General features: G+C 43.1%; 14 protein-coding genes and 1 pseudogene. 5 read left to right on the forward strand and 10 right to left on the reverse strand.

What is annotated here, in order from left to right:
- Positions 1–42: 42 nt before the first annotated feature.
- Complete coding sequence (locus AB8599_RS11065; protein ID WP_407330969.1) at positions 43–396, reverse strand: hypothetical protein; 354 nt, start codon at positions 394–396, stop codon at positions 43–45.
- A gap of 228 nt (positions 397–624) precedes the next feature.
- Between AB8599_RS11065 and AB8599_RS11070 the strand changes: the two genes are divergently transcribed.
- From AB8599_RS11070 to AB8599_RS11085, 4 genes are all read left to right on the forward strand, one after another.
- Entirely contained in the window at positions 625–879 is a 255-nt protein-coding gene (locus AB8599_RS11070) for a hypothetical protein (protein WP_407330971.1), read from the forward strand.
- A gap of 123 nt (positions 880–1,002) precedes the next feature.
- On the forward strand, positions 1,003–1,716 hold the full coding sequence (locus tag AB8599_RS11075; RefSeq protein ID WP_407330973.1) for a YjbF family lipoprotein: 714 nt from the start codon (positions 1,003–1,005) through the stop codon (positions 1,714–1,716).
- Position 1,717: 1 nt separating this feature from the next.
- Entirely contained in the window at positions 1,718–2,554 is an 837-nt protein-coding gene (locus AB8599_RS11080) for a capsule biosynthesis GfcC family protein (RefSeq protein ID WP_407330975.1), read from the forward strand.
- Positions 2,555–2,556: 2 nt separating this feature from the next.
- Complete coding sequence (locus AB8599_RS11085) at positions 2,557–4,728, forward strand: YjbH domain-containing protein (RefSeq protein ID WP_407330977.1); 2,172 nt, start codon at positions 2,557–2,559, stop codon at positions 4,726–4,728.
- Between the two features lie 60 nt (positions 4,729–4,788).
- Here AB8599_RS11085 and AB8599_RS11090 read toward each other — a convergent pair whose 3' ends face one another.
- The 3 genes from AB8599_RS11090 to AB8599_RS11100 all read right to left on the reverse strand — a co-directional run bounded on the left by AB8599_RS11090 (position 4,789) and on the right by AB8599_RS11100 (position 8,379).
- A complete protein-coding gene (locus AB8599_RS11090) occupies positions 4,789–6,192 on the reverse strand; it encodes an MBL fold metallo-hydrolase RNA specificity domain-containing protein (protein WP_407330978.1) in 1,404 nt (467 codons plus the stop codon).
- Between the two features lie 119 nt (positions 6,193–6,311).
- Positions 6,312–7,553 carry an O-antigen ligase family protein gene (locus AB8599_RS11095; RefSeq protein WP_407330979.1) on the reverse strand — a complete coding sequence of 414 codons (1,242 nt, stop codon included), beginning with the start codon at positions 7,551–7,553 and terminating at the stop codon, positions 6,312–6,314.
- Positions 7,554–7,644: 91 nt separating this feature from the next.
- Positions 7,645–8,379 carry a glycosyltransferase family 25 protein gene (locus tag AB8599_RS11100; RefSeq protein WP_407333215.1) on the reverse strand — a complete coding sequence of 245 codons (735 nt, stop codon included), beginning with the start codon at positions 8,377–8,379 and terminating at the stop codon, positions 7,645–7,647.
- 451 nt (positions 8,380–8,830) lie between these two features.
- Here AB8599_RS11100 and wecA point away from each other — a divergent pair, with 451 nt between their 5' ends.
- Complete coding sequence (gene wecA, locus AB8599_RS11105; RefSeq protein ID WP_407330980.1) at positions 8,831–9,895, forward strand: UDP-N-acetylglucosamine--undecaprenyl-phosphate N-acetylglucosaminephosphotransferase; 1,065 nt, start codon at positions 8,831–8,833, stop codon at positions 9,893–9,895.
- 63 nt (positions 9,896–9,958) lie between these two features.
- Here wecA and AB8599_RS11110 read toward each other — a convergent pair.
- From AB8599_RS11110 to AB8599_RS11135, 6 genes and pseudogenes are all read right to left on the reverse strand, one after another.
- Positions 9,959–10,111: pseudogene (locus AB8599_RS11110) on the reverse strand (transposase domain-containing protein); the annotation flags it as partial.
- Positions 10,112–10,139: 28 nt separating this feature from the next.
- On the reverse strand, positions 10,140–11,063 hold the full coding sequence (locus AB8599_RS11115) for a YbhN family protein (RefSeq protein WP_407330981.1): 924 nt from the start codon (positions 11,061–11,063) through the stop codon (positions 10,140–10,142).
- 7 nt (positions 11,064–11,070) lie between these two features.
- The gene (locus tag AB8599_RS11120; protein WP_407330982.1) at positions 11,071–11,490 is read right to left on the reverse strand and encodes a divergent PAP2 family protein; all 420 of its coding nucleotides are present in this window, start codon (positions 11,488–11,490) and stop codon (positions 11,071–11,073) included.
- A 9-nt stretch (positions 11,491–11,499) separates the two neighbouring features.
- Entirely contained in the window at positions 11,500–12,345 is an 846-nt protein-coding gene (locus tag AB8599_RS11125; RefSeq protein ID WP_407330983.1) for a decaprenyl-phosphate phosphoribosyltransferase, read from the reverse strand.
- Positions 12,346–12,484: 139 nt separating this feature from the next.
- Complete coding sequence (locus AB8599_RS11130; protein ID WP_407330984.1) at positions 12,485–12,889, reverse strand: GtrA family protein; 405 nt, start codon at positions 12,887–12,889, stop codon at positions 12,485–12,487.
- Between the two features lie 106 nt (positions 12,890–12,995).
- A complete protein-coding gene (locus AB8599_RS11135) occupies positions 12,996–14,591 on the reverse strand; it encodes a hypothetical protein (protein WP_407330985.1) in 1,596 nt (531 codons plus the stop codon).
- Positions 14,592–14,593 lie beyond the last annotated feature (2 nt).

Here is a 14,593-nt window from a genome sequence, read left to right on the forward strand (position 1 = left end):
ACCTCTCTAATTGGAACGAGTGTCGCAATACTTGGTTACAATTTAAGACGAGTAAACGGTGAGTTGACCAATGTTCTGTGTCACTCCGTTTTCGAGAAGTTCGACTTCCCCTTCACCGCACACGGTTAAGCGCACAGCTGGCTTAGGTTCATTGACGTAGTATTCGCAATTTAACGTGCTCGCCCCTGTTATTCGGCTGTAAACAACAACTTGGCTTTGTGAAAAACCCTGATGGACAAACACAAAATGATCATTGGAAGGAGTAACACGCACCTTTTCCTCTGTACCGTTACTCCACAAAATAACGCCATTGGCTTGAATGGATTGTTGAGGGGATGAGCAAGCGACTAATGCACTGGCACTTAATAGAAGGGATAAAACATGTCTACATTTCACGGTAATACTCCACAGCACCAAGAAAACTGAATAGGAGTGTACTTATTTCGAGCCATTGACTCAAAATTTATTCTAATGGTCTCTTTGTGAGAACTTATTCCTTATTATTTGACACTTTCTTTGCTACCACGTGGTTTATCTGTTTACTTACTACCGATTACTGTTTAGCATTTTGGCAGCCTGTCTGAATTTCAAAGCAGGCGTAACTTTTTTGATATGGAGTTTTTCATGAAAAAATCAGTAATTGCTGCTGTTGCAGCGATGATGATGGCAGCAGCGCCAGCAATGGCAGTTGAAGAAACTGCGTCAACCACTGGCGGTTCTGCTGGCGGCGCAACAGCTTCAACTGCTGCTGTTGGTGGTGTATCTGCTACTGCTGTAGCAATTGGTGCTGCTGTTGTTGCTGTTGCTGTTGTCGCGGTTGACGCGGGTAACAACGACACTGCAACCACTACTTCAACGTCTGTAACCACTCAAGGTTAATCAGTACGTTATGTAAAAAAAACCGAACAGTGAAAGCTGTTCGGTTTTCTTTGTTTTTAAACCGCTACTTTTGCTATTGCCAATCGTGGCCGCCATTCCCCGTAGAGATCTCGTTGTAGTGCTATGAACAATAAGAGAATTGGCCTAAAGGCCGCTGCGCTGATGTGTGTAATGAGTGCACTTTCTGGCTGCAGTCAGAAATTTGAAGATGTACAAGATACTGTCTCGCTCGCGCTATTCGGCCATGACGATGTTGTTATCGCGCCAGCAAAGATTGAAGACCTTCCCTACGCCAGCCTTTATGCCAAAACTGACTCTAGTGGTCAGGCGTTTATGGTGCTGGGTTATGCCTCTCCAAGTGTGTCTAACCTGCCACGCCCTGAGCAAAATGTTCAACTGAAATGGCTGTCAGCGAATGGCGAAATGTTGGTCACGGAATTTGGCCGCATTGTAAAAACCGTCAATCTGTTAGGTGGCAACCTAACGGCAAGTTACTCCCTAGATGCCGACCCCTTAGCCCTTGGGCTGTTAAACAATTCGACCCCTTATCAATGGCGTCGAAAAGTCGATTGGCAACCGGGCTCCCACTCTGGGTATACGCTGGAATCTCGCTTTGAGCTGCAAGGCGAAAACACCTTAATGGTGAATGAGAAACCTGTTTCTACGCTTCACTTTATCGAATATGTTCATGCCCCTGAGCTGAACATACGTTTCGAAAACGAATTCTGGCTTCACCCTGTCTCTGGCAAGGTGATGGCAAGCCAACAAACACCTGCCCCTGGTTTAGCGAGCATTGAGATCACCATACTCAAACCTTTTGCGGGAGTGAGCGAATAACATGAACAGTTCTTCCCTTTTTGGTTCTTCTTTTTTTGGTTCTTCACTCTTAAATCGCGGTGTATTACTCGCGCTATCTCTATTGGCGTTCGTGCCAAATGCCTTGGCGCAAACAACCACGGTGACTGTGATGACTGGCAGTCAAGCCCAACAGGCCTACTCGGTCACCTTCGACGGTCGCCCTCGCGTATCTCAAGTAATCGATCAAGGCCGCGTTTTGGTCGCGCAGAAAAGCCAGAACATGCTGGCTCACACAACAGATGTGATTTATTGGCAAGGTGCTGGGCTGTTTGAACATTCGGTTTCAGGTGAAAATGACGCGCTGCTGGCAGATGTCACCACTAAGCTGGCGGCACTTGCGGAACGCTGGCAAGACGATGAAGAAAAGCTTTCTGCGGTCAATTCTCTTTCTGAGTTTTTGGCGTCATCGACTTTCCAGACCCGCATTACCGTTGAATTGGATCACGATTTTTATCTCGCAGGCAGCAAGGTTAACCCTTTGGTTGAGGGCGAATTAACGTTATTGCTCCCACCTCGGCCTAATCATGTTTGGGTGGTTGGCGCAGTGGCAACATCCACCGATGCGGTTTTTTCGCCAAGCCATGTTGCGGACGATTATCTCGATATAGCCAATACGCTCAATATTTTTGGGATCAGTGATGTTTCTGTGATTCAACCAGGCGGCAAACTCGAAACACACCAGGTTGCATACTGGAACGGCATCCCCAAGAACATTGCACCGGGTGCTGTGGTTTATGTGCCTTTCCAAGGGTTACCTTCTGCGCTGAAATCGCTTAATCGCGATATTCCTCGTCTTCTTCAACATCGGGTTATGTAGTCATGCATCGTCGTATTTTTCAGTTTTCTTCGCTTACTCTGGCATTGATGCATGCCCTGCCGGCTGTTGCGAATGATTTAGACTTCACGCCATTTAAACCCACACAAAGTGATTTTGGTGGTGTCGGCCTGATGCAAATGCCAACAGGCCGCGTTGCGCCTGAAGGTGAGTTTTCCATCGGCGCGACCATTAATGATGATTATCATCATTATCATAGCTCGCTGCAGTTAATGCCTTGGTTGGAAGCGACCATTCGTTACACGCAAGTCCCTGATCGAAAATACAACAACAACCCCAGCTTTGCGCCAGAAGATAGAGCCTATACAGACAAAGGGATCGACGTTAAGCTTCGCCTTTTGGAAGAAAGCTACTGGTTACCTGAGACCGCTATCGGTATTCGTGATTTAGGCGGCACGGGTCTATTTGATGGTGAATACATCGCAGCCAGTAAACACATGGGGCCTTTTGATTTTACTGTAGGTCTAGGTTGGGGTTACATGGGTAACCGCGCTAATTTAAAAGGCGACACCAGTCTGGGCGATGACTGCGGGCGCGACTCTTCTTATAAAGGGAAAGGCGGCAGTGTGGATTTCGCCCGTTGGTTTACGGGGTGTATGTCTGTATTTGGTGGCATGGAATACCAAACACCTTTACAGCCGTTGAGCCTGAAGTTGGAATATGATGGCAACAACTATAAGAGTGACACATTAGTTACAAAAAAAGTAAAAGGCATGCCACAAGACTCTCCCTTTAACGTGGGCGCTGTCTATCGCTTTGATGATTGGGGTGATATTCGCGCCAGTTACGAGCGCGGTAATACGTGGACCCTTGGCGTTACGCTGAAAACAAACTTCAATTCACTGTCGCAAAACTGGGTAGACACGCCAACCCCTGCCTATGCACCAAAGCCTCAGACAGATGCGGCAGACATTGATTGGCAGCGCGTCGCACAAGATCTCGATTCCGTTGCAGGCTATGGCGATGTGAAGATCTACGCGGATAATGAATCTGTGACAGTGGTGGGCTCGCAAGGCAAATACCGCGATCGCGAGCTGGCACATGAAAAAGGTGCGATGATTCTTGCGAACTCGGGAACATCCGCAACCCAATTCAACCTTGTTGAGCAGCAAGCCAACCAATCAACAACGCAAACCACGATTGATGTAGAAGCTTACCGCAAAGTCGCAAATCAAGAATATGTGGGCGCAAGCGTTTCAGACGCCACCACATTGGTTAACCCGAATTCCCCACGTGGCATGTTACAAGCTGATACCAGTGAACCTTGGTCGGTGAGTTTCTCCCCTAACCTTCAACAATCGATTGGTGGTTCGGAAGATTTCTATCTCTTCAATATTGGTGTGAGTGGCGGTGCTAGCTATTGGCTGACCGACAACATTGAGTTTGGTGGCAGCGTTTACGTTAACCTTTATGATAACTACGACAAGTTCAAATATGACGTACCGCCTGATGGCACTGATTTAAAACGTGTTCGTACTTTGGTCCGCCAGTATATTTCGGACAATCCTGTTCGCGTGAGTAACCTTCAGTTAACGGCCTTTGATAAGTTCGGTGACAGCGTTTATGTGCAAGGCTACGGCGGCTATCTTGAAACCATGTTCGCGGGTGTCGGCGGTGAAGTGCTTTATCGCCCACTTAAGAGTAACTGGGCATTCGGGATGGATTTGAACTATGTGGCGCAGCGCGACCCGAATTCTGAGTTTGGAATTTTCACAGAAGAGCGCCATTACGACCCAACGACAGGCCGTTACTACAATGTTCAGACCGGTACGCCAACTGGCCATTTCACGACGTATTATCGCCCTGAATGGAGCTGGTTTGATGATTTGCTGATCAAGGCCAGTGTGGGGCAGTATTTGGCGGAAGATAAAGGCGTGACGCTGGATGTATCAAAGCAATTTGACAGTGGCGTGATTGCTGGCGCTTACATGGCCAAAACAAACCTTTCTGCAGAGCAATTTGGGGAGGGAAGTTTTAACAAGGGTTTCTATATCTCGATTCCTTTTGACATCTTCACTGTGAAACCAAGTGCCAACCGAGCAGTGATTGGCTGGACACCTTTATCTCGTGATGGCGGTCAAATGCTGGCGCGTAAATACAGCCTATATAGTATGACTGACGCGCGTTATCCGGCGGCTGAATTTACGAACAAGTAACTAGCATAAATAACCACCCTGACCTGAAAATAAAAATGGCGCTAGATTGAGCGCCATTTTCTATTGGTCTGCGGCTATAGTGACTTTATCGGCGAGGCCGCTGGCCTTTATCTTTCCGGCTAGTGCTTGCTGAGCTTGAAGATCGCCATGTACGATCCGGATTTCGTTCGGCTTTGTAGCGATGCCTGCAATGAATGTCAGCAGATCTTGCTGATCAGCATGGGCAGAATACCCTGACATAGTATGAATGTGAGCGTTTACTTCGATGTGTTCGCCTGAAATTTCGACTATCTTGTTTCCTTGCTGTATGTCTCGTCCCAATGTGCCTCGCGCCTGATAACCTGCGAGGATCACATCGGTTCTCGAGTCCGGCAGCAAGGCTTCTAAATAATTCAGTATTCTGCCGCCGTTGCACATTCCACTGGCAGCGACCACAATCGCTGGCTCACCCGTTTGCTTTAAGCGGTTAACCAGCGCTTGGTGATCGTGATGGGACTCAATGGTGATGCATTGCTCGAATGCGAGCGGGTGCCTACCCTCTTGTAGTTTGATCTTGGCTTCTTTACTCCACAGCGTTTTGAACTGACGGTATTGCTTGGTTACCTTGGCTGCCATAGGAGAATCGATAATCACGGGGATGGTTGACCAAGCACGCTTTTCATCTTCGTTAAGCGATTTAGCAATCAGGTTTTCTATATCAAAAAGCAACTCTTGTGTTCGCCCAACGCTAAAAGCCGGAATAATAACCACACCACCATCAAGCAGCGACCGATTGATTAACGTTTTTAAGCGTTCGGCTCGCGATGCAATCGATTCGTGCGTTTTGTCTCCGTAAGTACTTTCGATGACTAATACATCAGCCCGTTCTGGTGGATGGGGATCTGGAAGCAGTGGTGTGTTCTTGGGCCCCAAGTCCCCGGAAAACACGATCACCTCGTCGCTAGGCAGTTTCACTTCAATATAGGAAGAACCCAGAATATGCCCCGCGGGTTGAAAGCGGATCTGGGCTAGGGATCTAGATTGGGATTCAAGTGTTTGCCAGGTGTTGTATTCAACCGCTACCAACAATCTTCTGATAACGCTTAGTATTCTTTCTCTGTCTGGCTTTTTTAGGCCAAGCTGCAAACGTAAACCGTCATCAAGCATGAGAGGGATAAGCGTTGCCGTTGCGTGCGTCGCATAGATAGGAGAGTTGAACCCAGCGGCAAGCAACCAAGGCAGTCGACCAATATGGTCAATGTGGGCATGGGTCACCAATAACGCATCAATACCAGTGACATCAAACTCGATATCCAGCGAGCGCGTTTCATCCCCTTGAAACAAACCACAATCGACAAGCAAAGACCCGTTATCGTCGCCGTTACAGAAATCCAGCTGATGGCATGAGCCAGTGACACCCGTTTTAGCGCCGTGGTGGGTGATGTGAAAAGTGTTTAGGTTCGTGTTTCGGTCGGCAGTTAGCATGATAGGCTCCTTAAAGCGTACCTCTATCATGCCAAGTTTTTGCAAAAGAAGTCCCCTTACTGATGTGATTTCAGAAAGGGGATGCATTTTTCTTGAGCTAAATAGCTCGCTTCCTATGTTTAAGCGAGAGGCTTCACAGTTAAATCGTCATCTTCGTCTAATGGCGTTTGTGTAAGCAACAAGACCCCAGACATGATGGTAAACAGATAAACAACATGCGTGTGATGGAAAGGTACATCCGTCATACCCGCTAATGCGACCATCAATATAAGACTTGTCAAAAGAGGATCAAGCCTTAGCTCAACCCCTCCACCTGGCTTACACGTGACCAAAGGAGAAACAAGCCAAAGTAGAAGAATGACAAATCCGACTGTCCCATAGCGAGAAAGCGTATCGATGTATTGGTTATGTAAATGCGGTTGTATCGCAGCTTTACTATTTGGCATAGCAATAATTCTAGCTTTCAGTTCGACATCACCAACACCAAAAACTGGGTGTTCCTCGACGACATCAAGTCCCTCCTGCCACAGATTTAACCTTATCCCGATGGATGTTCTATAGTTGCCATCTGATATGTACTGAAGTTCTTTGGCAGTCTGCTGAATACGATGATCAATTTTGTCCTGAAACAGATAATAGCCGCCAGCGAGCGAGAACAAGGTTAGTAACAACGTTATGAAGTAATAGCTGCGCGATTCAGGCAGTATGCGTAAGGCAAGATATAATGCAATCAGTGGGAAGAACAACAGCACACCGCGAACATCAGTCAATACCAATGCCGCCACGGCAGATACAAAACCTAATGAGGCTATGAACCGAATATGCCCTTTTTCAGACAACATAAAAGAGAGAGAAGTCAGGGCTAGCAATGCACAATACAGCGCATAAGGAATCGGATTCGTAGCGATGCCAACTCTTAACACTCCCATCACAAAATACTCATAACCAGCATTGATGCCGCAGGCTACTGCAGCAATCACCACAAGCCACTTAACAAGCCTATGAGAAACTCTGGACCAAGGGATGAGCGCCAAATACACCAAGCATGCTAATAGAGTACGAGAGAAGCCGAACTCATCCCCTCGGACGAGGTGGACTAATGCAAAATATACAAATGCTAAAAGGCTCGCGAGTAGAAGTGGTCTGATTAATGAGCTTTGCCAGTTACGCTTCATCGCACCGCGATAAAGGATTAGACAATACACGCACACCAAAGGAATAAGCCTTGAAAGCAACCACTTCGTGTCAACAAAGTTAAAAATTGATACCAACATGAGCGCTAGCGGGGAGATCAGAAACAGGGCTTCAAAATTGGACTTAAACTCTAATATCGATGTTTTTTGATTTCTAATGTTTGTCATTCGTAGTTACAAGTTGGATTATGGACACTATTGTCACTATCACAGCAGGTCCTTTGCATTAGACAGGCGCACTATCATTTTTTTAGAACTCTCACTTTTTTAGAGCTCTTTGTTTTTTCCTGTACACGATGTCAATCATTGCTTTCTTGTAAGCGGTATATAGTTCACGAGTGAGTTTACGATAAAGCGGCGTTTTCGCACCATCAATTAGCTGAATTGTTGACGCATCATCAAAATGCGTTGCGACAAGACATGGAGTCAGCTGATACGAGTGAACCCCATGCAGATAGCTCAAACCTATGAAGCAGTCGACTGGTAAACACCAACGATGCTTAACTAATCTAACAGCTGCACTCGGAGAAATTGCGTAAGCTCTAGTTCCTCCATAATTATCTTTCATGAGGTTGATTTGATATTCACCATTTCTTTCAACTTCGGTGAATTCACCACCAGACTCAATAGCTTCAAGCCTCAAAAAGCCGAAGCGATTTACGTCTTCTAGGGCAACCTTAATAATCTCAGCTGCTTTATGGTGCAGTTCAATATCGTCTTCACAAACGACAATAGGTTGATTGAGTTCAATACACTTCAGCCAAAGCTGGTAGTGACTAGCATAACAACCTAGCTCCCCTTTTGATGGCATTTTGCCACTGGTTAGCCACAGCCTTTTCCGGTAGTCATAATCTTCCGCCAGAGTAGGTGTACTTTCGTGCCCATCTACTGCATCGAAAAACGAAAAAGCGATTTGTTTTTCTGCCATTTCTTTTGCAATTTTTTCTCGGCGATCAGTACATCTTTTCAGGCTAACAACAAAAACATTCGACACAGGAATCAAGTCACTCTACAAGCGGGGTATCATTTTTGCGAGTTTAACTCAGCCCAAGAAAAATGGCGAGCAGCACATCACCTGATGTCCAATAAACGTGAATGCACTGATTATTTAATTCGATCGAACTGTGCTGATAACGGCTGCCGATTTCGAAAGCTGTCGTTAACACGCTGACGGACGAGAAGACTGATGCATCTACGTCGTACCTTAAGATAATTGGCAACATTATCGAACGACAGTATTGAAGCTAGAATAACCTCGGTGTCTTGTTGCATCACTATGTTCGCCTCTAAGAAATAACAACCACAGTACAGATGTAAAATCAAGAAAAAGAGCACAACCATAGATTCATTCATGTGACGCAGATCACCTAAATGCGGTTCGCTTTTTTGGTCTTAAATCACGTAAAATCTATACACAAATAGTCGTCACTACTTAAGGTAACTCTGTGCTATTCCAGTTTGTTGACTTGGCGTTTCTCTCTTTTTTCTCTCTTGCCACTCTCTTTTTTATGCGCAAAGTCGCCAAAGCAATCAACCTTGTCGACAAACCCAATGCAAGGAAACAGCACGAAGGCGCTATTCCTCTAGTTGGCGGGATTTCAATCTGCTTCTCGCTACTGTACTTTTTGTTTAACAACCCCAATATCATTCCTAACTCTGACGCCTATGCGGGCTGTATTGTCTTACTTGTCATACTGGGTGCATTGGATGACAAATTCGATATAAGTTTTAAAGTACGATTTGCGGTGCAAGCCCTACTGTCGTTAGCAATGATGCAACTGGCCCATATTGAGCTTAACACTTTAGGAAACATGTTTGGTTTTGGTGAGGTAGTATTGGGGTGGGTAGGTTATCCAATCACGATTCTAGCAGTGATTGGCGCAATAAACGCATTTAATATGGTAGATGGTATAGACGGACTACTCGGGGGACTAGCAAGCGTTACGTTCGGTGCATTGGCAGTTTTAATGATTAACGACAATCAACCTGAACTGGCCTACCTTTGTATGGTCATTGTCGCCGTTCTTTTACCATACATTATTCTGAATCTTGGTATCTTGGGGCGTAAGTTCAAGGTGTTTATGGGAGATGCAGGTAGTATGCTAATTGGGTTTACTGTTATTTGGCTCTTACTTTTGTCCAGTCAAAATGGTAGCAACCCACCTTTACGACCAGTAACAGCATTATGGCTAATTGCTTTGCCCTTGATGGATATGGCAGCGATAATGATACGAAGGGGTCGCCGTGGTGACTCACCATTCAAACCTGATCGCGAACATCTACATCATATCTTTCAAAACCTAGGCCTAACTGGCCATCAAACTTTGGTTGTTATCTGCCTACTCGCAAGTAGCTTTGCAGCATTTGGGATCTGGGGAGAGATATCGAAAATTTCGGAAGTCACCATGTTCATTATGTTCTTAATAGCTTTTGCCGCATATACATCTATTCTTGCACATATTTGGCGAGTTAGCGCCTTTATCAAGAAAATACTGCTGTCAATTAAGTGAGTTGCGCGACCACTTATCATCGTATTCAAATGAATCGTAAGCGGTTAATGAACCGTTAAAGTCCTACTCGATGCCACTGAGATCAACATTCCACGGCATCAGATCCGATATATCATCGGCGAGTGAACGCTTCGGCAACTCCGTGAACAGGTGCCGGAAGTAATAATAATGATTGATGTCATTGGCTCGACACGTCATCACCGGGGGCAATAAATTAACTAATAATCTCGACTTTTCTTACTCATTAAACTCTACCTTTAACTAGAATTTCTTTCTGACTAAGTACAAACACACTGAGCAAGCCTACCAGAATCGCGGGCAACAAAGTTATGGCTCGAGTGCCTATGGAAGAAATGAGAGCTAAGTCTTTGTCCACTCCAATGTAGGTCAAAAGCCAAACCATTCCTAGCTCTGTTGCTACTATACCTCCGGGAATTAAAGATGCAGCACCAATTACCAAACTCAAACAATAGACACTCAATGCCGTAGGTATTGAAACTTCGGCACCAAGCTGATCCAAAAAAAAGTATAAAACTACGCCTTGGAATGACCAAGCTAGAAATGAGAAGAGTGAGCTCTTACAGGCTATACGTGGCATCCAGACACTAACAAAATCTGAGACAATAGGAGAATAGCGACCTGTTTCAGAGATATCAGATAAACATTTTAGGAAAAAATAAACTAAGAATGGTAGTGGTACCATTAAAACAGAAATAACAATGAATGCAGGATGGAAATACTGCGCCAAAAAAAATGCACCTATGAACATCACTGTTATGAGATCATTCAGTCTCTCAGAGACACAACAAGCAAAAGTATACCGAAACGGAACTCCCCTCTGAGTGAGATAGAAACCGCGAGTGAGTTCTCCAACTTTTCCCGGTGTAAATGTCAGGGCTAGACCAGAGAAATAAATAAGCGTGTGCTCATATATAGAAGCTTCAATGGAGGATAGACTCATGTAATTTAGCCATCGTGCTAGTCTAAGAAAATAACTAACTAGAGCAAGCACTAAGCAAAATAAAACCGTCGAAAGAGGTATAGTAAGAATATACTCTTTAGATCGTTCTAAGTTTGGCGCATTATTCGCAAAAAACAACACAATTGAGACAAGAACAATCCATGGCAATATACGTCGAGCAATACGTAAAAAGCGATTCTGCATCATCTAAATATCAAAGACCGCTAAAAACCAAGTGTATCACCCAGGCCGACATTACACCCACGATAGCACCAGCAATAATTTCTACCCTTGTATGACCTATCCTTTCTCTTAATGGCAACTTCTCTGAATCTCGATTAAGCAGGTTGATCGCTTCTGCTTGCTTTCCAATCTGACGCCTTAAGCTATTTGCATCAAGGACTACTATGAATGCTAATGCCAATGCCACAACAAGAGCAGGAGAATGGATGCCTTCATTAAAAAAAACAATGGCAACTGTACTGGAAACAATACTGGTATGATTACTAGGAAAACCGCCATATCCGATTAAGTCGAGGGCAAATCGTTTCTCTTTAAAGGAATTAAATAGAAATTTAAGACAACCAGTAACTAACCATGCAAAAAATGGAGTAATAATATAACTCAAGTCCATAGCACCCTCTCAAACCGTCAATGAATAAATACAAGCAACTATCCATGCAATTGTTGTAATTTGTAGAAAACGGTCTGAGTAAAGAGCATCAGTGGGCGATTCCCCAGATTCATTAGTCTCTACAATGAACCAATACCTATAAAGTCCTAGCAAAACGAATGGGATTGTGTAAACCATCATAGGTTTGTCAGAAATAACAAATAAACTATAAAAAAGAATCGAGCAGGTTGCAGCCATTTGTGCGTATTTATCAATTAAACTGACCGTATAATACCGAAGCACGCTGCGCGAAGAATCACCACTCTTAACGAGTTCTTGCCGACGTTTTATCGCAGCTAGATAGAGAGCTAAAGACAAAGTCGTTATAAACATCCATGACGAAAGAGGAACATGCAAAGCAACGGCTCCAGCATAAACTCTAAGAACAAAACCTGTTGATATTGAAAAAATGTCGAGCACTGGCTGATGCTTTAAGTGAAAAGTATAAGCAACATTCAGCAACAAGTAAGAAACAACGACAATGAAAACATCAAATGAAAACAAACCATATGCCAAAACCAATCCATAGAGGAATAACATAAGAAAGCGCGCCTGCTTTCTACTTACTTCTCCAGATGCCAGCGGTCGAGATTTACATTTTATAGGGTGCTTACGATCGCTATCTATATCATTGTAGTCATTTAATATATAGGTTGCAGATGAAGCAATGCAGAAAACCACAAATGCGGACAAAGCTAAAAGTATGGATTCTACTTGCAACAACTGACCAGAAAAAACTAAAGGTGCGAAAACAAAAGTGTTCTTCACCCATTGCTTTGGTCGCATCAAACGAAATAATGGAGATAAAGTATTCATTTATAAATATAACTTATCAGTGAAGGTTTAATAAAACAACCAAAATTTTGCGCATCATCCTACAATAAGAAACGCAAAACATCAGTTAGCTTAGCAAAAGAAGGCAGACCGTTAACATACACATTCAGTGAATGGCAATCTAACGACTTCGGTTGACAAAAACATATTTTTTATCGAGTTGATACTTACTAAAATACCCAATACTAAGTCCAATGACAGCCCCAACGTAACGCATCGTTTTAGTTTCAAACCAAACATCGAAAAGATACTCAGTCGACCAAAACAAAAATGTAGTCACTACGCCCATCAAGCAATAAAGAAAAAAAGTGAGAAGGCTACTGCTATCAACGTTTGGTACGTTATTGAAAATATACTTTTTATCAAGGCAATATTTAACAATTAGGCCTGAAAAAGTACCAACTATTATACTAATCTCCAACTCGTAGACGGATTCAGAAAAACTGAATGAAGATAACTCCTGAGAAAGGATATTGACAATCATTGCAACTATCGCAAATAAAACGTAAAGTGTTACTTTATACATAATCAAACTTCGAAATAATAAACACAACCATGACACGAAAAACACTCAAGAGCATACAACATCCAGGAAAACACGATTACCAATATTGCCTATACACAACCTGGAATCAATGTGTCTTTTTTATCGATAGATATGGGAGATGATATTCATCTATAAAGCTTTTCTCAAGCGCAGAGACAAAAGAATCAACATCAATATCACCTTGCTTCTTTATCGCATAAATATGCCTATATTTACCGTAATATGAAACCATTAAAATATCATAGTCATGTTCATATTTGTCAAGATATTCAAAAACAACATATGGAACTCTTACAACTCTATCACTAACTTCTCGCCAGTCATTTTCATATATAACCCTTTCTTTAATATCATCAATGGAAGTGAAACAAAAGTTGGAATCACAAAGATCCTCTAGTATTACCGTCCCCGCTGTATGAATAAAGATAACATCTGGAGATGCTCTTTCCATTAAATCTACGCTTGCACCATCTAGCGCTGCTTCTGGCGTATTTAATCCTACAAGGTCAATTTTTTTTCCACCTACCCAATAAGCAAACCTACCCGCTTCACTTAATGTAATCACAGTTTCACTTTTTACATCATCTTTCAAATTATTAGGTAAGTAGTTTATATAGACTTTGGCTAAAAGATCTTGAATGTCTAACTTGAGCGCCATAACATTGTCATAAACTACAAGTGCCGAAACCAGTAAAAAAGAAGCAACTAAGTGCTTGTTTTCTAGTCTAAGTTTCGACAGTTGAAATGAAATAATCAAAATACACAATACCACTACAGGCGCTTGAAATCTGTGAGAGATATTTTGGCTTAGCGTTACAAAAGTCAGTATAAAAAATAGCGTCAATACAGGTATTGAGGCGAGAAGCAAAATCTTACGATACTTAGAAAAAGCAAGTAGGCTCAAGGCACTAAAAATCAATATATAATTCTGACCAAACCAATCTTTGTGACTAGCTAACCCTGGGAGTAAAGCACTAGAAGTGTTTTTGACATAAAGTGGCAGCGGCAAGAGAAGTCCAAAGTACGAATAACGCCATATGAAATAGGAGATTCCGATTGCCGCTGCCAAAACAACAAATTTCAAATATCGTTCGATTTTCTGTCCGTTTTCCCTGACCAAAAACAAACCGACAATTGTAGCAACCACTCCAATAATAACACCATCAGGTCTTATCAATCCCATAACAATGGATACTAGTGGCAAGAAATATATAGTCTGTTTATTATTGTTTGCTATAATCCAGAATATGATGGCAACTAATGATGTATAAAAACCGGTACTAAATCCTGCAATTGATGCAGCGGTTACGTCTGATGTCCATAAAACAAGAGAAAGAGGAACTACAAAAAGAAAACGGTATTCCTTTGTAAAAAAAGACATTAAAACTGCCGTAGTAACTGCAATTCCAAGTGAGTTTAGAATGCCAGCTGCGATAGCAGTATCAAAGCCGAGCATGTTGAAAAGAGACAACAAAATCATCCAAAGGAAATCAGTGGCCCCTTCAGCATTAGAACCGCCTTGGTAATAGCTTATACCATGTCCATTTGCTAGATTTTCTGCGTAAATGAAAAGAATGTATGCATCTTCATGTATATGACCATAAGACAGTATATAGTATGACACACCGAATGAGGCTAGAAATGCTAATATTAGAAAAGGTGATCCCTTCAGAGTAAGCACAA

The sequence above is a fragment of the Enterovibrio litoreus genome (genome assembly GCF_045679545.1).
Classification (GTDB): domain Bacteria; phylum Pseudomonadota; class Gammaproteobacteria; order Enterobacterales; family Vibrionaceae; genus Enterovibrio.